At 69.8% G+C, this 17,937-nt stretch carries 15 protein-coding genes; 8 read left to right on the top strand and 7 right to left on the bottom strand.

Annotated features, from left to right (window positions below; all coding sequences use genetic code 11):
- The first annotated feature begins 4 nt into the window (after window positions 1-4).
- The gene (locus OHA03_RS22780; protein WP_267005645.1) at window positions 5-754 is read left to right on the top strand and encodes an LON peptidase substrate-binding domain-containing protein; all 750 of its coding nucleotides are present in this window, start codon (window positions 5-7) and stop codon (window positions 752-754) included.
- Between the two features lie 26 nt (window positions 755-780).
- Entirely contained in the window at window positions 781-1,287 is a 507-nt protein-coding gene (gene ybaK / locus OHA03_RS22775; protein ID WP_267005644.1) for a Cys-tRNA(Pro) deacylase, read from the top strand.
- Between the two features lie 128 nt (window positions 1,288-1,415).
- Here the strand turns inward: ybaK and OHA03_RS22770 are convergent, their stop codons facing one another.
- From OHA03_RS22770 to OHA03_RS22755, 4 genes are all read right to left on the bottom strand, one after another.
- Window positions 1,416-2,084 carry an ABC transporter permease gene (locus tag OHA03_RS22770; protein WP_267005643.1) on the bottom strand — a complete coding sequence of 223 codons (669 nt, stop codon included), beginning with the start codon at window positions 2,082-2,084 and terminating at the stop codon, window positions 1,416-1,418.
- A gap of 34 nt (window positions 2,085-2,118) precedes the next feature.
- Entirely contained in the window at window positions 2,119-2,961 is an 843-nt protein-coding gene (locus OHA03_RS22765) for an ABC transporter permease (RefSeq protein ID WP_267005642.1), read from the bottom strand.
- Between the two features lie 58 nt (window positions 2,962-3,019).
- A complete protein-coding gene (locus OHA03_RS22760; protein ID WP_267008128.1) occupies window positions 3,020-3,994 on the bottom strand; it encodes an ABC transporter ATP-binding protein in 975 nt (324 codons plus the stop codon).
- A 95-nt stretch (window positions 3,995-4,089) separates the two neighbouring features.
- On the bottom strand, window positions 4,090-5,346 hold the full coding sequence (locus tag OHA03_RS22755; protein ID WP_267005641.1) for an NYN domain-containing protein: 1,257 nt from the start codon (window positions 5,344-5,346) through the stop codon (window positions 4,090-4,092).
- Window positions 5,347-5,569: 223 nt separating this feature from the next.
- On the opposite strand from OHA03_RS22755, the gene OHA03_RS22750 reads away from it, so the two are divergent.
- A complete protein-coding gene (locus tag OHA03_RS22750; protein WP_030972857.1) occupies window positions 5,570-5,749 on the top strand; it encodes a hypothetical protein in 180 nt (59 codons plus the stop codon).
- Window positions 5,750-5,852: 103 nt separating this feature from the next.
- On the opposite strand, the gene dnaE is transcribed toward OHA03_RS22750, so the two are convergent.
- A complete protein-coding gene (gene dnaE / locus OHA03_RS22745) occupies window positions 5,853-9,389 on the bottom strand; it encodes a DNA polymerase III subunit alpha (protein WP_267005640.1) in 3,537 nt (1,178 codons plus the stop codon).
- Window positions 9,390-9,558: 169 nt separating this feature from the next.
- Here dnaE and OHA03_RS22740 point away from each other — a divergent pair, with 169 nt between their 5' ends.
- The 5 genes from OHA03_RS22740 to OHA03_RS22720 all read left to right on the top strand — a co-directional run bounded on the left by OHA03_RS22740 (window position 9,559) and on the right by OHA03_RS22720 (window position 15,562).
- Entirely contained in the window at window positions 9,559-10,884 is a 1,326-nt protein-coding gene (locus OHA03_RS22740; RefSeq protein ID WP_267005639.1) for a DUF2252 domain-containing protein, read from the top strand.
- A 66-nt stretch (window positions 10,885-10,950) separates the two neighbouring features.
- Window positions 10,951-11,679 carry a hypothetical protein gene (locus OHA03_RS22735; RefSeq protein WP_267005638.1) on the top strand — a complete coding sequence of 243 codons (729 nt, stop codon included), beginning with the start codon at window positions 10,951-10,953 and terminating at the stop codon, window positions 11,677-11,679.
- Between the two features lie 51 nt (window positions 11,680-11,730).
- Complete coding sequence (locus OHA03_RS22730) at window positions 11,731-12,546, top strand: DsbA family protein (RefSeq protein ID WP_267005637.1); 816 nt, start codon at window positions 11,731-11,733, stop codon at window positions 12,544-12,546.
- Between the two features lie 85 nt (window positions 12,547-12,631).
- A complete protein-coding gene (locus OHA03_RS22725) occupies window positions 12,632-14,293 on the top strand; it encodes an alkaline phosphatase (protein ID WP_267005636.1) in 1,662 nt (553 codons plus the stop codon).
- A gap of 285 nt (window positions 14,294-14,578) precedes the next feature.
- Window positions 14,579-15,562: a zinc metalloprotease gene (locus OHA03_RS22720; protein WP_267005635.1), complete on the top strand. Its 984-nt coding sequence runs from the start codon at window positions 14,579-14,581 to the stop codon at window positions 15,560-15,562.
- A 59-nt stretch (window positions 15,563-15,621) separates the two neighbouring features.
- Here the strand turns inward: OHA03_RS22720 and OHA03_RS22715 are convergent, their stop codons facing one another.
- Both OHA03_RS22715 and OHA03_RS22710 read right to left on the bottom strand, forming a co-directional pair.
- On the bottom strand, window positions 15,622-16,191 hold the full coding sequence (locus OHA03_RS22715) for a dienelactone hydrolase family protein (RefSeq protein ID WP_267005634.1): 570 nt from the start codon (window positions 16,189-16,191) through the stop codon (window positions 15,622-15,624).
- A gap of 87 nt (window positions 16,192-16,278) precedes the next feature.
- Window positions 16,279-17,865, bottom strand: coding sequence for a Na+/H+ antiporter (locus OHA03_RS22710; RefSeq protein ID WP_267005633.1), 1,587 nt, complete (start codon window positions 17,863-17,865; stop codon window positions 16,279-16,281).
- Window positions 17,866-17,937: the final 72 nt, after the last annotated feature.

The raw sequence follows: 17,937 nt of genomic DNA, 5'->3' as shown, positions 1-17,937 counted from the left end.
CGTTGTGACCACCGCTCGTCTGCCCCTCTTCCCGCTGAACGCAGTGCTGTTCCCCGGCCTTGTGCTGCCGCTCAACGTCTTCGAGGAGCGCTATCGCGCCATGATGCGTGAGCTGCTGAAGACCGATGAGGACGAACCGCGCCGCTTCGCCGTGGTCGCCATCCGCGACGGCCGCGAGACCGCCCCGACGGCCGTCGGCATGCCGGACACCGCCATGGCGCCCGCCGCCACCGAACGCGGCCCCTCGGACGGCTTCGGCCCCGACCCGGTACAGACCTTCCACCGGGTCGGCTGTATCGCCGACGCGGCGAAGATCCGGGAGCGGGCGGACGGCAGCTTCGAGGTCCTGGCGACCGGCACGACCCGGGTCAAGCTGCTCTCGGTCGACGCGAGCGGCCCGTATCTGACGGCCGAACTCGAAGAGCTCGACGAGGACTCCGGCGAGGAGGCCGGTGCGCTCGCCGAGGGCGTGCTGCGGGCGTTCCGCAGTTACCAGAAGCGGCTGGCCGGAGCGAGCGAACGCTCGCTGACAACGGGCGCGGAACTGCCGGACGACCCGTCGGTCGTCTCCTATCTGGTGGCCGCCGCGGCCGTCCTGGACATCCCCACCAAGCAGCGGCTGCTGCAGGCACCGGACACGGCGACGCGGCTGCGCGAGGAGCTGACCTTGCTGCGGTCCGAGACGGCGGTCATCCGCCATCTGCCGTCGCTGCCCGCGGTGGACCTGACCAGGGCCCCCACCCACCCCAACTGACCTCCACCACCCGAGGACCCTGCCCCGTGGCGAAGAAGTCGAAGAAGCAGCAGTCCGGCTCCGGCGGTACCCCGGCGACGGTCGCCCTGACCGTGGCGGGCACGCCGTTCACCACCCATGCGTACGAGCACGACCCGGCCTCCCCTTCCTACGGCGAGGAGGCCGCCGAGGCGCTCGGTGTCTCCCCGGACCGCGTGTTCAAGACGCTGGTGGCCGACGTGGACGGCAACCTGACCGTGGCGGTCGTCCCGGTGGCCGGCTCCCTGGACCTGAAGGCCCTGGCCTCGGCGGTCGGCGGCAAGCGGGCAGCGATGGCGGACCCGGCGGCGGCGGAACGTACGACGGGCTATGTGCGGGGCGGCATCTCACCCCTGGGACAGCGCAAGCAGCTGCCGACGGTGCTGGACGCGTCGGCACAGACCCACGAGACGATCTGCGTATCGGCCGGCCGCCGCGGCCTGGAGGTCGAACTGTCCCCGGCGGATCTGGCGTCGCTGACGGGGGCGCTGTTCGCGCCGATCGGCCGGTCGTAAGCGCCCTTCCGAGCCCACTCGGAGCATCGACCCCGTCGCGTCGGTCGAGGACCGGAGTCCGGGGCGGAGCCCCGTTTTCGGGAACGGGCGGGGCGGGGCGAGGGGCCCGCGCAGCAGCCCCCGGCTCCCTACGGCTTCGTGGGAGGCCCCGGCGCCGCACCAGGTGCTTCCGCCCCCCAGCTCCCCCACTCAGGCTCCGGATCCCGCGGTCCGAACATCGCCGTCAGCGCCAGGTGTACGACCATCGCCGCCAGCGCCCACACCAGCAACGCCCCCTTCGCATGCAGCTCGAGCGGCGCATCGAACACCACGCCCTTGCCGACCTCACGTGCGTGGGCGACCACATCCCGCTCCGGCCCGAACCAGACGCCGATCCCCCAGGCGACCAGCGACCCGAGCAGCCCGCCCAGGGCGAGGCCGACCACGGGCGCGATCCCGCCCCGCCGGAGGAACCAGAAGACGAGCGCCGCAGCCACTGCTCCGAATGCGAGCGCAAGCAGCACGAACGTGCCGTCGGAACCGATCGCCTGCTCGCCCTCGCTGTCGCTGAGGAAGACCGCCTGGTTGTCGGAGACCAGCGGGACGCGCGGCGCCAGCCACAGCCACAGCAGTCCGAGCGCGACGCCGGCCACCGTCAACAGGACGGTGATCAGGGCTGCCCGCCGCAGGTCCGCCCGAAGGTCGTGTTCCTCCTGCGACTCCGGGAGCATCCCGGGGTGGGAGCCATCGCCCTTCGGCGGGATGTGCCAGGGATCGTTGGGCGAGGGCCGGTGGGGCGGCGTCAGAGGTGCAGTCACCCTGCCATCGTGCCAGGCGTCCCTGTGTCGCGCCTCACCGGACCGCTGCCCTGCGGTACGCCCAGGTCGCCACGGCCAGCGAGAGAACGCCGACGACCGCGCAGACGCCGAGATCGAGGGCGATGACCGCCCAGTCGGGATGGGCGCCGAACGACCGGGACAGGGCCTCCACCCCGTACGTCGAGGGCAGCAGATCGCGGGCCCAGCCGATCGGCGCGGGCATCCGGCCGGCGGGCAGCACCCCGAGCAGCAGCGCCGCCGACATGCCCAGCTGCCCGAGCAGCGTGGCCAGCTCCTGCCGGGGTGCGAGCAGTCCGAGTGCGGCGCCGAGCCCGGAGAGCGCGGCCCCGGAGAGCGGGATGACGGCGACCAGCACCCACAGATGGGTCATCGGCAGCTGGAAGAGCACGCTCCCGGTGACCGCGGTGACGATCGTGCCGGGCACGGTGAAGGAGGCGTACGCCCCGGCCGCACCGAGCACCACCGCGGCGGGCGGCACCGGCAGGGTGGCGTAGTGGTCCAGCCCGCCGCTGGCCCGCAGCTGCCCGAAGTACTGGGCGAGCAGGTTGAGCGCGACGAAGGCGACGACGAGGACGCTGGATCCGGCGACCACGGCCCGTGCCTCCGAACCACCGTCGACGACCCCGCGCATCAGAATCATGATCCCGATGGACTGGAAGGTCGCCACGAAGAGCAGCGGGATCCGGGCGACCCTGGCCCGGGACAGCTGGGCGCGGTAGACGGCGGCGAGCGAGGGGAACAGCTTGGCGCGCGGCGCGAGCTGCGCGACAACGGCGCCCGCGCCGTCCTCGGCGGGGGAAAGTCTTTCGGTCACCGGCTCGGCACCGGCCACCTCTGCAGGAACAATGCTCGTCACCTGGCGCTGCTCCTGTTCGGTCCCTGCCCGGCCCTGCATCCGTACCCGATCACGCCGGTCACGCCTTCACCAGCCCCTGCGTCGTATTCCCGCCGAGCGCCAGATAGACATCCTCCAGGCTCGGCGTCGCCAGCGTGAAGTCGTCCAGTGCGGCGAACGCCGCCCCGCCCGTCACCGCCGCGACCGCCGCGCGCGCCTCGTCCGGCCCGAGCCGCAGCACCCAGCGGCGCCCGGACTCCTGGGCCAGGGCGCGCAGGGCGGCCACTTCGGGTACGTCCAGGGGCGCGCGTTCGCGCCACACGAGCTCGACCCGGACCTCGCCCGCGACGCGCTCCTTGAGCCCGGCCGGGGTGTCGCAGGCGATGACCTTGCCGCGTTCGATGACGGCGACCCGGTCGAGGACGGTCTCGGCCTCGATCACGTTGTGGGTGACCAGCAGCACCGTCACACCGCGCTCGGCGCGCCGCCGGTCGACGGCGGCCCAGACTGCGCGCCGGGCGACGGGGTCCATCCCGGTCGTCGGCTCGTCGAGGACGAGCACCGGGCGCTCCCCGACCAGCGCCGCGGCAAAGCAGGCGAGCCGCCGCTGCCCGCCGGAGAGCTTCTTCAGGGGGCGTGCGGCGATGTCGGTGAGGCCGAGCTCGTCGAGTACGGCGTCGCGTGCGGCGCGGGCGTCACGTACCGCGAGCCCGCGCAGCCGCCCGGTGGTCTCGGCGGCGAGCGACACGGTCAGCTCGTCGAGGGCGGTGGACTCCTGCCCGAGGTAGCCGATCAGCCGGGAGGCGCGCTCGGGGTGGCGTACGAGGTCGTGGCCGAGCATCTCGACGCTGCCGGAGTCGGGCCGCATCAGCCCGGTGAGCTGCCGGACGAGAGTGGACTTGCCGGCTCCGTTGGGCCCGAGCAGTCCGAAGATCTCGCCGCGCCGGACGTCGAGGCTGATCCCGTCGGTGGCGCGCACCTCCGGGGTGGCGGGTGCGCCGCGGCGGCCGCGGGCGGCGGGATAGGTCTTGACCAGATCACGCACCGCGCACACGGTCCCGGTCGCCGTCTGCGCCTGTGCTGTGCCCGTACTCACGAGGTATGAGGGTACGGGGTCGGATGCCCCGTATTGCGCCCGGGGCTGCCGGACTACTCCGCCGCGGGGGCGTGTTCGGCCGCCGCACGTACGTCGATCTCGCGCCAGAAACCCGCCCGGATCGCGTACCGGTCGTGTTCGTCGATCTGGTCGTCCTTGTGGGCGAGCAGGCCGAACCGTGCCGCGTACCGCAGCAGCTCGCCGTCGATGCGGTGCGGGATACGCGGGTACATGGTCGACAGCTTCTGCAGATGGACGGTCTCGGGCAGCCGTTCCATCCAGCGCCGGGCAAAGACCTGGCCCACCTCGAAGGGGTCGCCGCCGACGGTGGTGATGTCCTCCTCGCGGTCCGCCCAGCGCTGCTCGGCGGAGGTGAGCTGGGCGAGGGTGGGCAGGGACGCGGTCTCGGCGGGTTCGCCGAGCTGGCCCCCGCGCTCCACCCAGCCCTTTTCCGAAGACCAGCGCAGGGTGGCGCTCGCCGGGGGCGGGGCGGCGTGCGCCGGCAGGGCGCCGGGGCCGCGGAGGCTGCCTGCCAGATCCTTCGGGGTGGGGACGCCCCTGCCGCCGTGCGCGACCGGGGCGTGCACGGTGTCGTTGACGGCCGGCTCCGCCGCGCCGTTGCGGGCGGCGGCCGCCTGGGCCTCCGAGGCCCGCTCGGCGGAGGCTGCGAGGGCCGCCTCGGGCAGCGGTGCGGAGAGGATCGCGGCGATCTCGGGGCGGGGGGCGGGCGGCGGGGCGCAGCTGCCGCCGTTGTCCTTGGCCCGTACGGCCTGGGTGATCCAGGCCCGGTCGAGCACCCTGCGTTCGTCGGCTTCGGCCACCAGGTCCTCGGACTGGTTGTAGTCGCCGTCGGCGGCCTGGACCGCCCACAGATGGACGGCGACGCCGTGTTCCTTGGCGGACATCAGTCCGGGCAGCAGATCACCGTCGCCGGTCACCAGGACCACATCGGAGCAGGCGCGGTTTCTGGCCAGCTCGGTGAGTTCGGCGTGCATCGCGGCGTCGACGCCCTTCTGCGCCCATCGCCCGTCACTGCGGGTGAGCGCCCCGAGCCTCACGGTCACCCTGGGCATGACCCGCAGCCTGCGGTGTTCGGGCTGGGGTACGCGGTCGGGGGCCCCGTCGAACCAGTAGATCCGCAGCAGCGGCTGCGCCGTATCGGCCTCGGCTCGCTCGCGCAGGCCCTGGATCAGCGCCGCATGGTCGACGGTGATGCGGGAACGGGCGGGCTCTCCTGCCAGCAGACTCGCGGCTGCTCCCAGCAGATAGCCGGCGTCCACCAGGACGACGCAACGGTCCACGCGTTCCACCCTCTTCCAGAAATCGGGAATGGGTTTTGCTCAGGGTTTCCTTCGAGTCTGCCCGACAGCAGGGGGCTTGACGGCCGGAACTCGATCATCGGCGTGGCGGATCGGTAAATCGGCGCATGATACCCCTTTACTACGCACGGTAATGATCCAACATGCGGGCTATATCCTGATATGTGAGTCTGACAGCGGTCCTGGCCCCGAGATTCCGCACAGGAGGAACACCATGGCCAAGAACAAGAACCGCAAGCAGAGCAGCCAGCAGGACCGCGTGTCCGCCGCGGAGCGCGGTGCGGAGGAGGCGAAGTCGACGGCTTACGAGTCGCAGATGAAGCCCCAGTCGCAGGCCCAGGGCAGCCCTGCTGATGTTGCCCGTAAGCACCAGCGGCGATTCGGCCACAACTGACCTGTTTTTCCCCGGTCCGGCCTGTAGCCGGTAACCGGAGAGGGGCGCTCCCGCCTTCGCGGGGCGCCCTTCCTGTGTGTGCGGTGGCGAGTGCGGTGGTCGCTCAGCCGGCCAGGCAGGACGGGCCGAGCAGCACCTTCAGGTCGCCGAAGAGCGCCGGGTCCGGCTGGACCCGGTGCCGGTCCAGCCGCAGGACGGTGGTCTTCCGGGGGCCCTGGAGCTTGATCCGCACCTCGGTGTTGCCGCGGTGGTTGCTGAGCACCTCGCCGAGGCGGGCGACCATCGGCGGCGTGATCTTGACCGTGGGGATGGTGAGCACCACCGGTGCGTTGGTCCCTACCGACGAGAGGTCGGGGACCTGCATCTCCATGGCGACCAGCCGCGGGATGTCCTCGCGCTTGTCGAGCCGTCCCTTGACGAAGACGACGGTGTCCTCGACGAGTTGGGTGGAGACCAGCTGGTAAGTGGCGGGGAAGAACATGCACTCGATGGAACCGGCCAGGTCCTCCACCGTGGCGATGGCCCAGGCGTTGCCCTGCTTGGTCATCTTGCGCTGGAGCCCGGAGATGATGCCGCCGATGGTGACGATCGCGCCGTCGGCGTGTTCGCCGCCGGTGAGCTGGGAGATCGCCGCGTCGGACTTGTCGGACAGGACGTGCTCGATACCGAAGAGGGGGTGGTCGGAGACGTACAGCCCGAGCATTTCGCGCTCCTGGGCCAGCAGATACGACTTCTCCCACTCGATGTCGGAGAACTCGACGTCGAGCCCGAAGCCCGGCTCGTCGCTGTCCTCCTCGCCGCCACCGAAGAGGTCGAACTGTCCCTCGGCCTCCTTGCGCTTGACCTGCACCACGTTGTCGATCATCGGCTCGTGGTGGGCGACGAGGCCCTTGCGGGTGTGGCCCATCTCGTCGAAGGCGCCGGCCTTGATCAGTGATTCGACGGTCCGCTTGTTGCAGACGACCGCTTCGACCTTGTCGAGGAAGTCGGGGAAGGAGCTGTACTTCCCCTTCGCCTTGCGGCACCGGATGATCGAGTCGACGACGTTCTGTCCGACGTTACGGATGGCCGTCAGCCCGAAGAGGATGACGTCGTCGCCCTGGGCGGCGAAGTTCGACTCGGACTCGTTGACGTTCGGCGGGAGCACCTTGATGCCCATGCGACGGCACTCGTTGAGGTAGACCGCGGACTTGTCCTTGTCGTCCTTGACCGAGGTCAGCAGCGCCGCCATGTACTCGGCGGGATAGTTCGCCTTGAGGTACGCCGTCCAGTAGGTGACCAGGCCGTACGCGGAGGAGTGCGCCTTGTTGAACGCGTACCCGGCGAACGGGACCAGCACGTCCCACAGGGCCTGGATCGCCGCGTCGGAGAAGCCGTTCTTCTTCGCACCCGCCTGGAAGAGCACGAAGTTCTTCGCCAGCTCGTCGGCCTTCTTCTTGCCCATCACGCGGCGCAGGATGTCGGCCTCGCCGAGCGAGTACCCGGCGACGATCTGGGCGGCCTTCTGCACCTGCTCCTGATAGACGATCAGGCCGTAGGTCAGGCCGAGCGTCTCCTTGAGCGGCTCCTCCAGCTCCGGGTGGATCGGAGTGATCTCCTGGCGGCCGTTCTTGCGCTCGGCGTAGTTCGTGTGCGAGTTCATGCCCATCGGGCCCGGCCGGTACAGGGCCGAGACGGCGGAAATGTCCTCGAAGTTGTCGGGCTGCATCTGGCGCAGCAGGGAGCGCATCGGGCCGCCGTCGAACTGGAAGACGCCGAGCGTGTCACCGCGGCACAGCAGCTCGTACGTCTTGGGGTCGTCCAGCGGGACGGAGAGCAGCTCCAGCTTGACGCCCTTGTTGGCCTCCACCATCTTGACGGCGTCGTCCATGATGGTGAGGTTGCGCAGGCCGAGGAAGTCCATCTTCAGCAGGCCGAGCGACTCGCACTGCGGGTAGTCCCACTGCGTGATGGTGACGCCGTCGGTGTGCCGCACCCAGACCGGGGCGTGGTCGACGATGGGCTCGCTGGACATGATGACGCCTGCGGCGTGCACGCCCATCTGCCGGACCAGTCCCTCGACGCCCTTGGCGGTATCGATGACCTTCTTGACGTCCGGCTCGCTCTCGTACATCCCCCGGATCTCGCCCGCCTCGCTGTAGCGAGGGTGCTTGGGGTCGGTGATCCCGGAGAGGTCGATGCCCTTGCCGAGGACGTCGGCGGGCATGGCCTTGGTGAGCCGGTCGCCCATCGCGTACGGGTAGCCGAGGACGCGGGCGGAGTCCTTGATCGCGTTCTTGGCCTTGATCTTGCCGTACGTACCGATCATGGCGACCTTGTCGGCGCCGTACTTCTCCGTCACGTACCTGATCACTTCGACGCGCCGGCGCTCGTCGAAGTCGATGTCGACATCGGGCATGGAGACACGCTCGGGGTTCAGGAACCGCTCGAAGATCAGCCCGTGCTCGATCGGGTCGAGGTCGGTGATCCCCATTGCGTACGCGACGATCGAACCGGCCGCGGAGCCACGGCCGGGGCCCACCGCGATGCCGTTGTTCTTGGCCCACATGATGAAGTCGGCGACGACGAGGAAGTATCCCGGGAACCCCATCTGGATGATGACGTCCATCTCGTACTCGGCCTGCTTCTGCCGGTCCTCGGGGACGCCGCCGGGGTAGCGGCGGTTCATGCCGACCCGGACCTCTTCCTGGAACCAGGTGATCTCCGTGAAGCCGTCCGGGATGTCGAACTTCGGCATCAGGTCGCGCTTCTCGAACATCCCGGTGGTGTCGATCTGCTCGGCGACCAGCAGCGTGTTCGCGCACCCCTGCTGCCAGGCGTCGGAGGAGTCGACGGCGTACATCTCGTCCGTCGTCTTCAGGTAGTAGCCCGTGCCGTCGAACCGGAAGCGGTCCGGGTCGGAGAGGTTCTTGCCGGTCTGGATGCAGAGCAGCGCGTCGTGCGCGGAGGCCTCGCCGGCGTACGTGTAGTGCGAGTCGTTCGTCACGAGCGGCGGGATGTTCAGCTTCTTGCCGATTTCGAGGAGCCCGTCACGGACCCGGCGCTCGATCTCGATGCCGTGGTCCATGAGCTCCAGGAAGTACTTGCCCTCGCCGAAGATGTCCTTGTAGTCGGAGGCCGCCTGGACCGCCTCGTCGAACTGGCCGAGCCGCAGCCGCGTCTGCACCTCGCCGGACGGGCAGCCGGTGGACGCGATCAGACCCTCGGACCACTGGGCGATGGTCTCCTTGTCCATCCGCGGCCACTTCTGCAGCCAGCCCTCGGCGTACGCGTCCGAGGAGAGCCGGAAGAGGTTGTGCAGACCCGTCTTGTTCGACGCCCAGATCGTCTTGTGGGTGTAACCACCGGAACCCGAGACGTCGTCGCGCTTCTGGTGCGGCTGGCCCCACTGGATCTTCCGCTTGTGCTTGCGCGACTCCGGGGCGACGTACGCCTCGATGCCGATGATCGGCGTCACCTCGGCCTTCTTCGCCTGGTGGAAGAAGTCGTACGCCCCGTGCAGGTTGCCGTGGTCCGTCATCGCGATGTGCGACATGCCCATTTCATTGCAGGCAGCGAACATGTCCTTGAGCCGCGCGGCACCGTCCAGCAACGAGTACTGGGTGTGGACGTGAAGGTGCGTAAAGGGCGGCTTGGTCACGGCGTCGGGCCTCCGGGGAAACAAGCAATGACGGACTGGGGGGACAGCGTGGAAGTCTACGTCTCCGGACTGACAGCCGAGGGGCACTCCCGGGTACCGTCGCGCGTTGAGGGGTCGGAGACGCCCGTCCCATTTGTCATGAACGCCAGGTACCAGGAGGCACCCAGAAATGTCGGAAGCGCAGACCGGCGCAGCGCAGCGCGGGGAGCAGATTCTCGAGGTTTTCGACACCGCTTTCGGCCAGCTCCTGGCCGCGGACCCGGCGGCCTTCCGGGTCAAGTTCCGCAAGATGGCGGGCTCGGCGTTCGCCTTCTACCGAGGCACGGCGTGCCTGTTCTACAACGACCTGGAGCGGGAGCGGCACGGCGGCCCGTACCTGGACGACCGGACCGGCCGGGTGTGGATCCACGGCGATCTGCACGCGGAGAACTTCGGCACGTACATGGATGCCAACGGCCGGCTGATCTTCAATGTGAACGACTTCGACGAGGCGTACGTCGGCCCGTTCACCTGGGACCTCAAGCGGTTCGCCGCCTCCGTCGCCCTGATCGGGTACGCGAAGGCGCTGGGTGACGACCAGATCAGTGAGCTCGTCCGGGTCTACGCGGCGGCCTACCGCGAGCGGATCCACGCGCTCGCAACAGGCGCGAAGAACGACGAGGTGCCCCCGTTCACGCTGGACACCGCCGAGGGCCCGCTGCTGGGCGCGCTGCGCGACGCCCGGTCGCTGACCCGGTTCTCGCTGCTCGACTCGATGACGGAGATCCGGGACTTCGAGCGCCGGTTCGCGGCGGGCGGCGGCGCGATCGATCTGGACGCGGCGACGCGCTACAAGGTGCTGGCCGCGTTCGACGGCTATCTGGAGACGCTGCCCGAGTCGAGCCTGACCCGCCCCGACTCGTACCGGGTGAAGGACGTCGTCGGCCGTCGCGGCATCGGCATCGGCTCGGCCGGGCTGCCCTCGTACAACATCCTTCTGGAGGGCAACAGCGACGCCCTGGAGAACGATGTGGTGATCTACATCAAGCAGGCGCAGACCCCGGCGGTCTCCCGGCACATCACCGACGCGGCCGTGCGCGACTACTTCCAGCACGAGGGGCACCGCACGGTCATCTCGCAGCGCGCCCTGCAGGCCCACGCCGACCCGTGGCTCGGCTGGACCGAGCTGGACGGTTCCGGGCAGCTGGTCGCCGAGGTCTCGCCGTACGCGGTCGATCTGGACTGGTCCGACATCGACGAGCCGGAGGAGATCGCGGCGGTCATCGCCGACCTCGGCCGGGCGACGGCGACGATGCACTCCGCGGCGGACGACGAGAGCGGCCACTCACTGGTGCCGTTCTCCACCGAGCGGGCGATCGACGCGGCGATCGCGGCGGACGAGGAGGGCTTCGACGGGCTGCTGGTGGACTTCGCGCACAGCTACGGGGCCCGGGCGCGCGCCGACCACCAGATCTTCGTGGACCTCTTCCGCAACGGCCGCATCCCGGGGCTGTGAGCCTCCTCACCGAGCGGTGCCCCCTTTAGGGGTCGCTTACAGGTTCACATGGCACACTCTCCGGCGATGGAGATATCAGGGACGCAGCTCAGAGTCGTTCGCGCGGCGCTTTTCACAGCGCTCGTCGTGACGCTCTCCGCTGCGTCCCATGTGCTGCTCTCCCAGGTCCCGCTGCCGCTGACGGTCGTCGCCGCACTGGCCGGTCTCGTCTTCGCCGTGGCGTACGCGCTGGCCGGCCGGGAGCGCGGCTTCGGTGCGATCGCCGGACTGCTGGTGCCGCTGGAGCTGACCGCCGACACCGTCTTCACCACCGGCCAGCACCTCTGTTACGGCGCGGCGGGCGGCCCGATCGCAGGCCCGTTGCGTTCGGTCGGCGTGGACGTCCTGTGCGGCGGCGATGTCGGTGCCGGGTCCGCGCAGCTCGGCCGCGTCGGCTCGGTGGGCACCCCGCTGGCCTCGGTGACCGGACCCGGGCACGGTGCGGCCGCCCTGCTGGCCTCCCCGGGCCCCGCCGTGCCGTGGCTGCTGCTGGCCGCCCATGTGACGGTCGGTCTGCTGGCCGCGGCCTGGCTGCGGCGCGGCGAGTCCGCGCTCGCGGGTCTGCTGCGGGCGGTCGCCGCCACCGCGTTCCGGCCGCTGCTGATCGCGGTCGCCGTGGTGGGCACGGCCCGTCGCTCCGTACGCCGTGCCGCTCGGCCCGCGCCGTACGGCCCGCACCTTCTCGCGCACGCCCGTCTCCTCGTGCACTCCGTGGGACGGAGGGGACCGCCGCGCTCGGCCTGCGCCACCGCCTGAGCGCGCCAGTCCCTGACGACGTACGCCCCACACACCACGGAGAGAACAACCATGAGCAAGCGCAACAGCCAGGCCAACAAGGCAGCCGCCCGCGAGCGGCTGCGCGCCGAGCGCGAGCGCCAGGCCAAGAAGGACAAGGTCCGCAAGCAGGTCGTCGTCGGCCTCTCGGTCGTCGCCGTGCTGGCGGTGGCTGGTGGCGTCGGCTACGGCGTGATGCAGCTGAACAAGCCCTCCCAGTGGGAGGCGGCCAAGGACGCGAAGAACGTCACCGCGCCGAAGAACACGTCGGGCACCAACGGCACGACCGTCGTCGTCGGCAAGTCGACGGCGAAGAAGACTCTCGAACTGTACGAGGACTCCCGCTGCCCGATCTGCGCCCAGTTCGAGCAGACCGTCGGTGAGACGGTGCACAAGGACGTCGACGCGGGCAAGTACAAGATCAAGTACATCGGCGCGACATTCATCGACAACAGCGACAACGGTGAGGGCTCCAAGAACGCGCTCAGCGCGCTGGGTGCGGCGCTGAACGTCAGCCCTCAGGCGTTCCTCGACTACAAGTACGCGCTCTACTCCGCGAAGTACCACCCGGAAGAGGCCGACGACAAGTTCGCCAAGGACTCGTACCTCATCGAGGTCGCGAACACCGTGCCCGAGCTGAAGGACAACAAGGCGTTCCAGAAGGACGTCAACGACGGTACGTACGACAACTGGGCGATGAAGATGTCCCAGACGTTCGACAAGAGCGGCGTCCAGGGCACCCCGACGCTGAAGATGGATGGCAAGACGCTCACCGGCGAGGGCACCAAGAACGCCCCCATGACCGTCGCCGACTTCAACACCGCGATCACCAAGGCCCTGAAGGGCTAATTCCGGACAGCGGCTTCCCGACGGGCAGGCGAACTTCCTTTGTTCGCCTGCCCGTTCGCCGTACTGGTCAGTAGGGTTCTGCTCCGTGACCAGTCGACACCTTTCTTCGCCTCTCTCCGCTCCCAGCCGCCGCACGCTCGTGAAGGCCGCTGCCGCCACCGCTGTCGTGGCCCCCGTGCTCGGCGCCGCCACCGGCGCACGCGCCGCCGACGGACCCGCCTTCCTGCACGGCGTCGCCTCCGGCGACCCACTGCCCGACGGCATCCTCCTGTGGACCCGCGTCACCCCCACCCCCGACGCCGCGCCCGGCTCCGGCCGCGGCGCCGACACAGCGGTGCGGTGGGAGGTCGCCGAGGACAAGGAGTTCGCCCGGATCATCGCGCAGGGCTCCACCGTCGCGAGGGCCGCGTCCGACCACACCGTCAAGGCCGACGTGCGGGGCCTGGCCCCGGCGACCACGTACTGGTTCCGCTTCTCGGCGGGCGACGGCGGGGCGGTACGGTCCCCGGCCGGCCGCACCCGTACGGCTCCGGCGGCCGGTGCGGCCACCCCGGGGGTGCGCTTCGGCGTGGTGTCGTGCGCCAACTGGGAGTCCGGCTACTTCTCCCCGTACCGTCATCTCGCCGCCCGCGCCGACCTCGACGCGGTCCTCCATCTCGGCGACTACATATACGAGTACGCGTCGGGCAGTTACCCGGACGCGAAGTACGTCGTGCGTCCGCACGAGCCGAGGAACGAGATCCTCACCCTCGCCGACTACCGGACCCGGCACGGCCACTACAAGACGGACGCCGATCTGCAGACCCTGCACGCCACGCATCCGGTGATCGCGATCTGGGACGACCACGAGTTCGCCAACGACGCGTGGTCGGGCGGGGCCGAGAACCACACGCCGGGCACGGAGGGCGCCTGGGCCGACCGGGCGGCCGGCGCCAAGCAGGCGTACTTCGAGTGGATGCCGGTCCGCGCATCGACCGAGGGCACCGTCTACCGGCGGCTGCGCTTCGGCAACCTGGCCGATCTCCACCTCCTCGATCTGCGCACCTTCCGCTCCCAGCAGTCGACGGTCGGCAACGGTTCGGTCGACGACCCCGACCGCACGATCACCGGCCGGGCGCAACTGGACTGGCTGAAGTCGGGCCTGGCCGGTTCGGACGCCACCTGGAAGCTGGTCGGCACGTCGGTGATGATCTCGCCGGTCGCGTTCGGTTCCGTACCCGCCCATCTGCTGGAGCCGCTGGCAGGGTTGCTGGGGCTGCCCAAGGAGGGGCTCGCGGTCAATGTCGATCAGTGGGACGGCTACACGGACGACCGCAAGGAACTGATCACGCATCTGCGGGACCGGTCGATCACCAACACGGTCTTCCTGACCGGCGACATCCACATGGCGTGGGCCAACGACGTACCGGTGAAGGCCGCGACGTACCCGCTCTCGGCATCGGCCGCCACGGAGTTCGTGGTGACGTCGGTGACCTCGGACAACCTCGACGACATCCTGCATGTCGCACCGCAGACGGTCTCCGTGCTCGCCGCGGCGGCGGTCAGGGCCGCCAACCGCCATGTGAAGTGGGTGGACATGGACTCGCACGGCTACGGCGTCCTCGATGTGACCGCCGAGCGCTCGCAGATGGACTACTACGTGGTCTCCGACAAGACGAAGCGGGACGCGACCGCGGCCTGGACGCGCTCGTACCGGACGCTCAGCGGCACGCAGAAGGTCGAGCCGGTGGACCGCCCGGTGCTCTGAACATCCATTTCCAGCCATGCCGGACCATGTTGACGGCGCATTACATCGCTACGGCGGGTGGCGCGTTCCTCTGCTCCAATGGGGGCACACCACCCGCCGGGGTAACGCGCGACGTTACGTCCGTATCTCAAACTCTGGAACGCACAGAAATAATTCTTCCCGTTCCCCCGGTTTGCCCCACGAATGATTGGGCCTGATCGGTTCTCCTCAACATGTGACATGCGCACGTAATCTCCCGGCGGCGGGTGAGGAAATTCCTCCCCCACACATCCGCGAGGAGTCTCTGTGCGCACTCTTGCCCGTATATCGCCGCGTATACGTAACCGTGCGATCGGCACCGCCATCCTGGCCGGAACCCTGGCCCTGGCACCGCTCTCCGCGCCCACCGGCTCAGCCGCCGCCAAGGTGTCCTCCGCCTCAGCCTCTGCCGAGAAGTGCGCGAGCACCGACGCGACCGCGCGCCAGGCCCGCCCCTCGGGCACCAAGCACGCCGCGGAGCCCAACGAACTCACCGCGACCCAGGCCAAGGCCATGGACACGCAGTTGAAGGAGAGACTCGCGGACCGCCGGGTCAGCGGAACCACCCTGGCCGCCGGAGCGACCGTCCCGGTCTACTTCCACGTCATCCACTCCGGCACCACCGGCAAGCTCACCGCCGGTGACATCAGCAGCCAGATGAACGTGCTGAACGCGGCCTACAGCGGCCAGGGCACCGGCAACACCGACACCGGCTTCCAGTTCTCGCTGGCCGGCACCGACTACACGGACAACGCCGCCTGGTACAACCTCTCCTCGGGCTCGTCCGCCGAGAGGGCCATGAAGACGGCGCTGCGCAAGGGCGGCAAGAACGCGCTCAACGTCTACACCGCCAACCTCGGTGGCGGGCTGCTCGGCTGGGCCACCTTCCCCAGCTCGTACAACTCCAGCCCGAGCATGGACGGCGTGGTGATCCTCGACGCCTCGCTGCCGGGCGGCTCGGCCACCAACTACGACGAGGGCGACACCGCCACCCACGAGGTCGGCCACTGGATGGGGCTGTACCACACCTTCCAGGGCGGCTGTAACGGCAACGGCGACTACGTCTCCGACACGCCCGCCGAGAAGAGCGCCGCGTTCGAGTGCCCGACCGGACGCGACACCTGCACCAACAAGACCGGGGTCGACCCGATCCACAACTTCATGGACTACACGTACGACTCCTGCATGTACCAGTTCACCGCGGGCCAGGTGCAGCGGATGAGCGACAGCTGGGCCGCGTACCGCGCCTGATCCACGGTCGGGGCCGCCGGGGCCCCGCACACCGTCACGGTGGCGGGGCCCGGGTCCGTCTACAGGGTGGCGAGAAAGCCGAGGGAGACCTTCCAGGTCAGCTCGGCCGCCGACGCGTCGTAGTCCGGCAGATCCGGGTCCGTGAAGAGGTGGCCGGCCCCGGGGTAGCGGTAGACCTCGACATCGGCGCCGGTCCGCTGCATCTGCAGATACCAGGAGTTCAGCCAGTCGTGCGTCTCGAACGGGTCCGGGTCGGCGACATGCAGCTGTACGGGCAGCTCGTCGACCGACGCGCTCTCGGCGATGTCCGACGTGCCGTGGAGCAGCAGCAGTCCGCGCGCCTTCTCGTCACCGAGGGCCAGGGTCTGGGCGGTTGACGCGCCGAAGGAGAAGCCCGCGTAGACCAGGCCGCGCTCGGAGTAGGGCGCGGCGGCCAGCACGGCGCGCCGGAGCAGTTCGTCCTTGCCCACCTCGTCCTTGAAGGCCATGCCTTCCTCGACGGTCTCGAACGTGCGCCCGTCGAAGAGGTCGGGCACGTGCACCTCGTGCCCCGCTGCGCGAAGCCGGGCGGCGGCCGCGTGCACCGCGGGGCGCAGGCCGTACGTCGAGTGGAAAAGCATGATGTTCATGGGAGCAATGGTGCCAGGTGCGGCCGACAGTACGGCGAACGACAACACCGCGGGCGGCGGCCCGCGACACGACGGAAGGCGCTGTCGTCAGCGCAGGCTCCGAACGTCCAGCTGACGCAGCACCCGGTCGACCACCTCCGGATCCGTCCCCGTCTCGCTGCGCGCCGACAGCACCGCATGGCGGGCCGCGGACATCATCTCGCGCTGGATCCGGCTGACCGCCCGGAGCCGCTCGGCACGCTGCGCGTACGCCTCACGCCGGTCCTCGTCGACCATCTCGGGGCTGATCCGCGCCCCCACGTCGTACGCCAGTCGCAGCAGTCGCTCCACCACCTCCTGCGGGAACTCCTCGACCTCCTGGATCTCCCTGAGCCGCTGCCGTGCGGCCTTCGCGGCGCGGATCGCGAGGTCCCGTTCCAGTGCCGCCTCCGCGTCCGTGTCCGCGCGGACGCGGAGCTTCCGTACCAGCCACGGCAGGGTGAGCCCCTGGAAGACCAGGGTCGCCATGATCACTGCGAAGGCGATGAAGACGATCTCGTCGCGGCCGGGGAAGGGCTTCCCGTCGTCCGTCTTCAGCGGGATCGCGAGGGCCAGCGCGACCGTGGCCACGCCGCGCATCCCGGCCCACCACATGACGACGGTCTCGCGCCAGCTGGCGGGGAGCTCCTCGCTGTAGTCGCGGCGGCTGTGCAGCCGCTTCGCCAGCCAGGTGGCGGGCAGCAGCCAGAGCAGCCGTACGCCGACGACGACCGCGACAATCACCAGACCCCAGCCGGTCATCTGCCAGGCGCGGCCGTCCGACACACCGAAGACATTGCGTAGTTCGAGGCCGATCAGGCCGAACGCGACCCCGGTGACAAGGGTGTCGACGATCTCCCAGAAGGTGCGGCCGGTGAGCCGGCCCAGCACGTCGTCCGCGTCGGCGGTGTGTTCGGCGAGGAAGAGCGCGGTGGTGAGCACGGCGAGCACGCCCGACCCCTGCAGCTCCTCCGCGAGGACGTAACTCACGAACGGCACCAGCAGGGTCAGCCCCACCTGGAGCGTCGCATCGCCGAGCAGGCCCATGAGTTTGATGGTCAGCCAGCCGAGCGCGAGACCGACCGCCACGGCAACCACCGCGGACAGGACCAGCAGCCCGAAGGCGTGCGGCAGCGAGAAGGTGCCGCTGACCGCTGCGGCGATCGCCACGTGGTAGAGCACGATCGCGGTCACGTCGTTGAACAGCCCCTCGCCCTCCAGGACGGAGACGAGCCTGCGCGGCAGCCCGAGCGATCCCGCGACGGCGGTCGCGGCTACCGGGTCGGGCGGTGCGACGAGCGCGCCGAGCGCCACGGCGGCGGCGATGGGCAGCCCGGGGACGACCGCGTTGGCCACGGCGGCGACGGCTGCCGTCGTCACGAAGACCAGGGCCACGGCCAGCAGAAAGATCGGGCGCCTGTTGGCGGCGAACTGCCGCCAGGAGGTGCGCTGCACGGAGGCGTAGAGCAGCGGCGGCAGCAGGGCGGGGAGAATGATCTCCGGGGGGATGTCCACATTCGGCACGAAGCCGATGAATGCCATGGCCACCCCGGCGAGCGTCATCAGTACCGGCGCCGGCAGCCCGAGACGCTCCCCCAGTGGCACCGTGACCACGGCTCCGAGCAACAGAAGCAGGAGCAGTGCCATCTGGTCCACGATGTGCCCTTCCGGAGCGCTCCTGGTGGACGCGGACCGCGCCGGGATCTGCCGGGCCGGCGCGGACGTGTG

Source organism: Streptomyces sp. NBC_00154 (assembly GCF_026342835.1).
Taxonomy (GTDB): Bacteria; Actinomycetota; Actinomycetes; order Streptomycetales; family Streptomycetaceae; genus Streptomyces.
This window is presented reverse-complemented; position numbering and strand designations above follow the sequence as displayed.

Coding starts and splice junctions, on each gene's coding strand:
- OHA03_RS22730 (WP_267005637.1), top strand. CDS start 11,731: ATGAGCAAGCGCAACAGCCAGGCCAACAAGGCAGCCGCCCGCGAGCGG.
- OHA03_RS22740 (WP_267005639.1), top strand. CDS start 9,559: ATGTCGGAAGCGCAGACCGGCGCAGCGCAGCGCGGGGAGCAGATTCTC.
- OHA03_RS22715 (WP_267005634.1), bottom strand. CDS start 16,191: ATGAACATCATGCTTTTCCACTCGACGTACGGCCTGCGCCCCGCGGTG.
- OHA03_RS22735 (WP_267005638.1), top strand. CDS start 10,951: ATGGAGATATCAGGGACGCAGCTCAGAGTCGTTCGCGCGGCGCTTTTC.
- OHA03_RS22750 (WP_030972857.1), top strand. CDS start 5,570: ATGGCCAAGAACAAGAACCGCAAGCAGAGCAGCCAGCAGGACCGCGTG.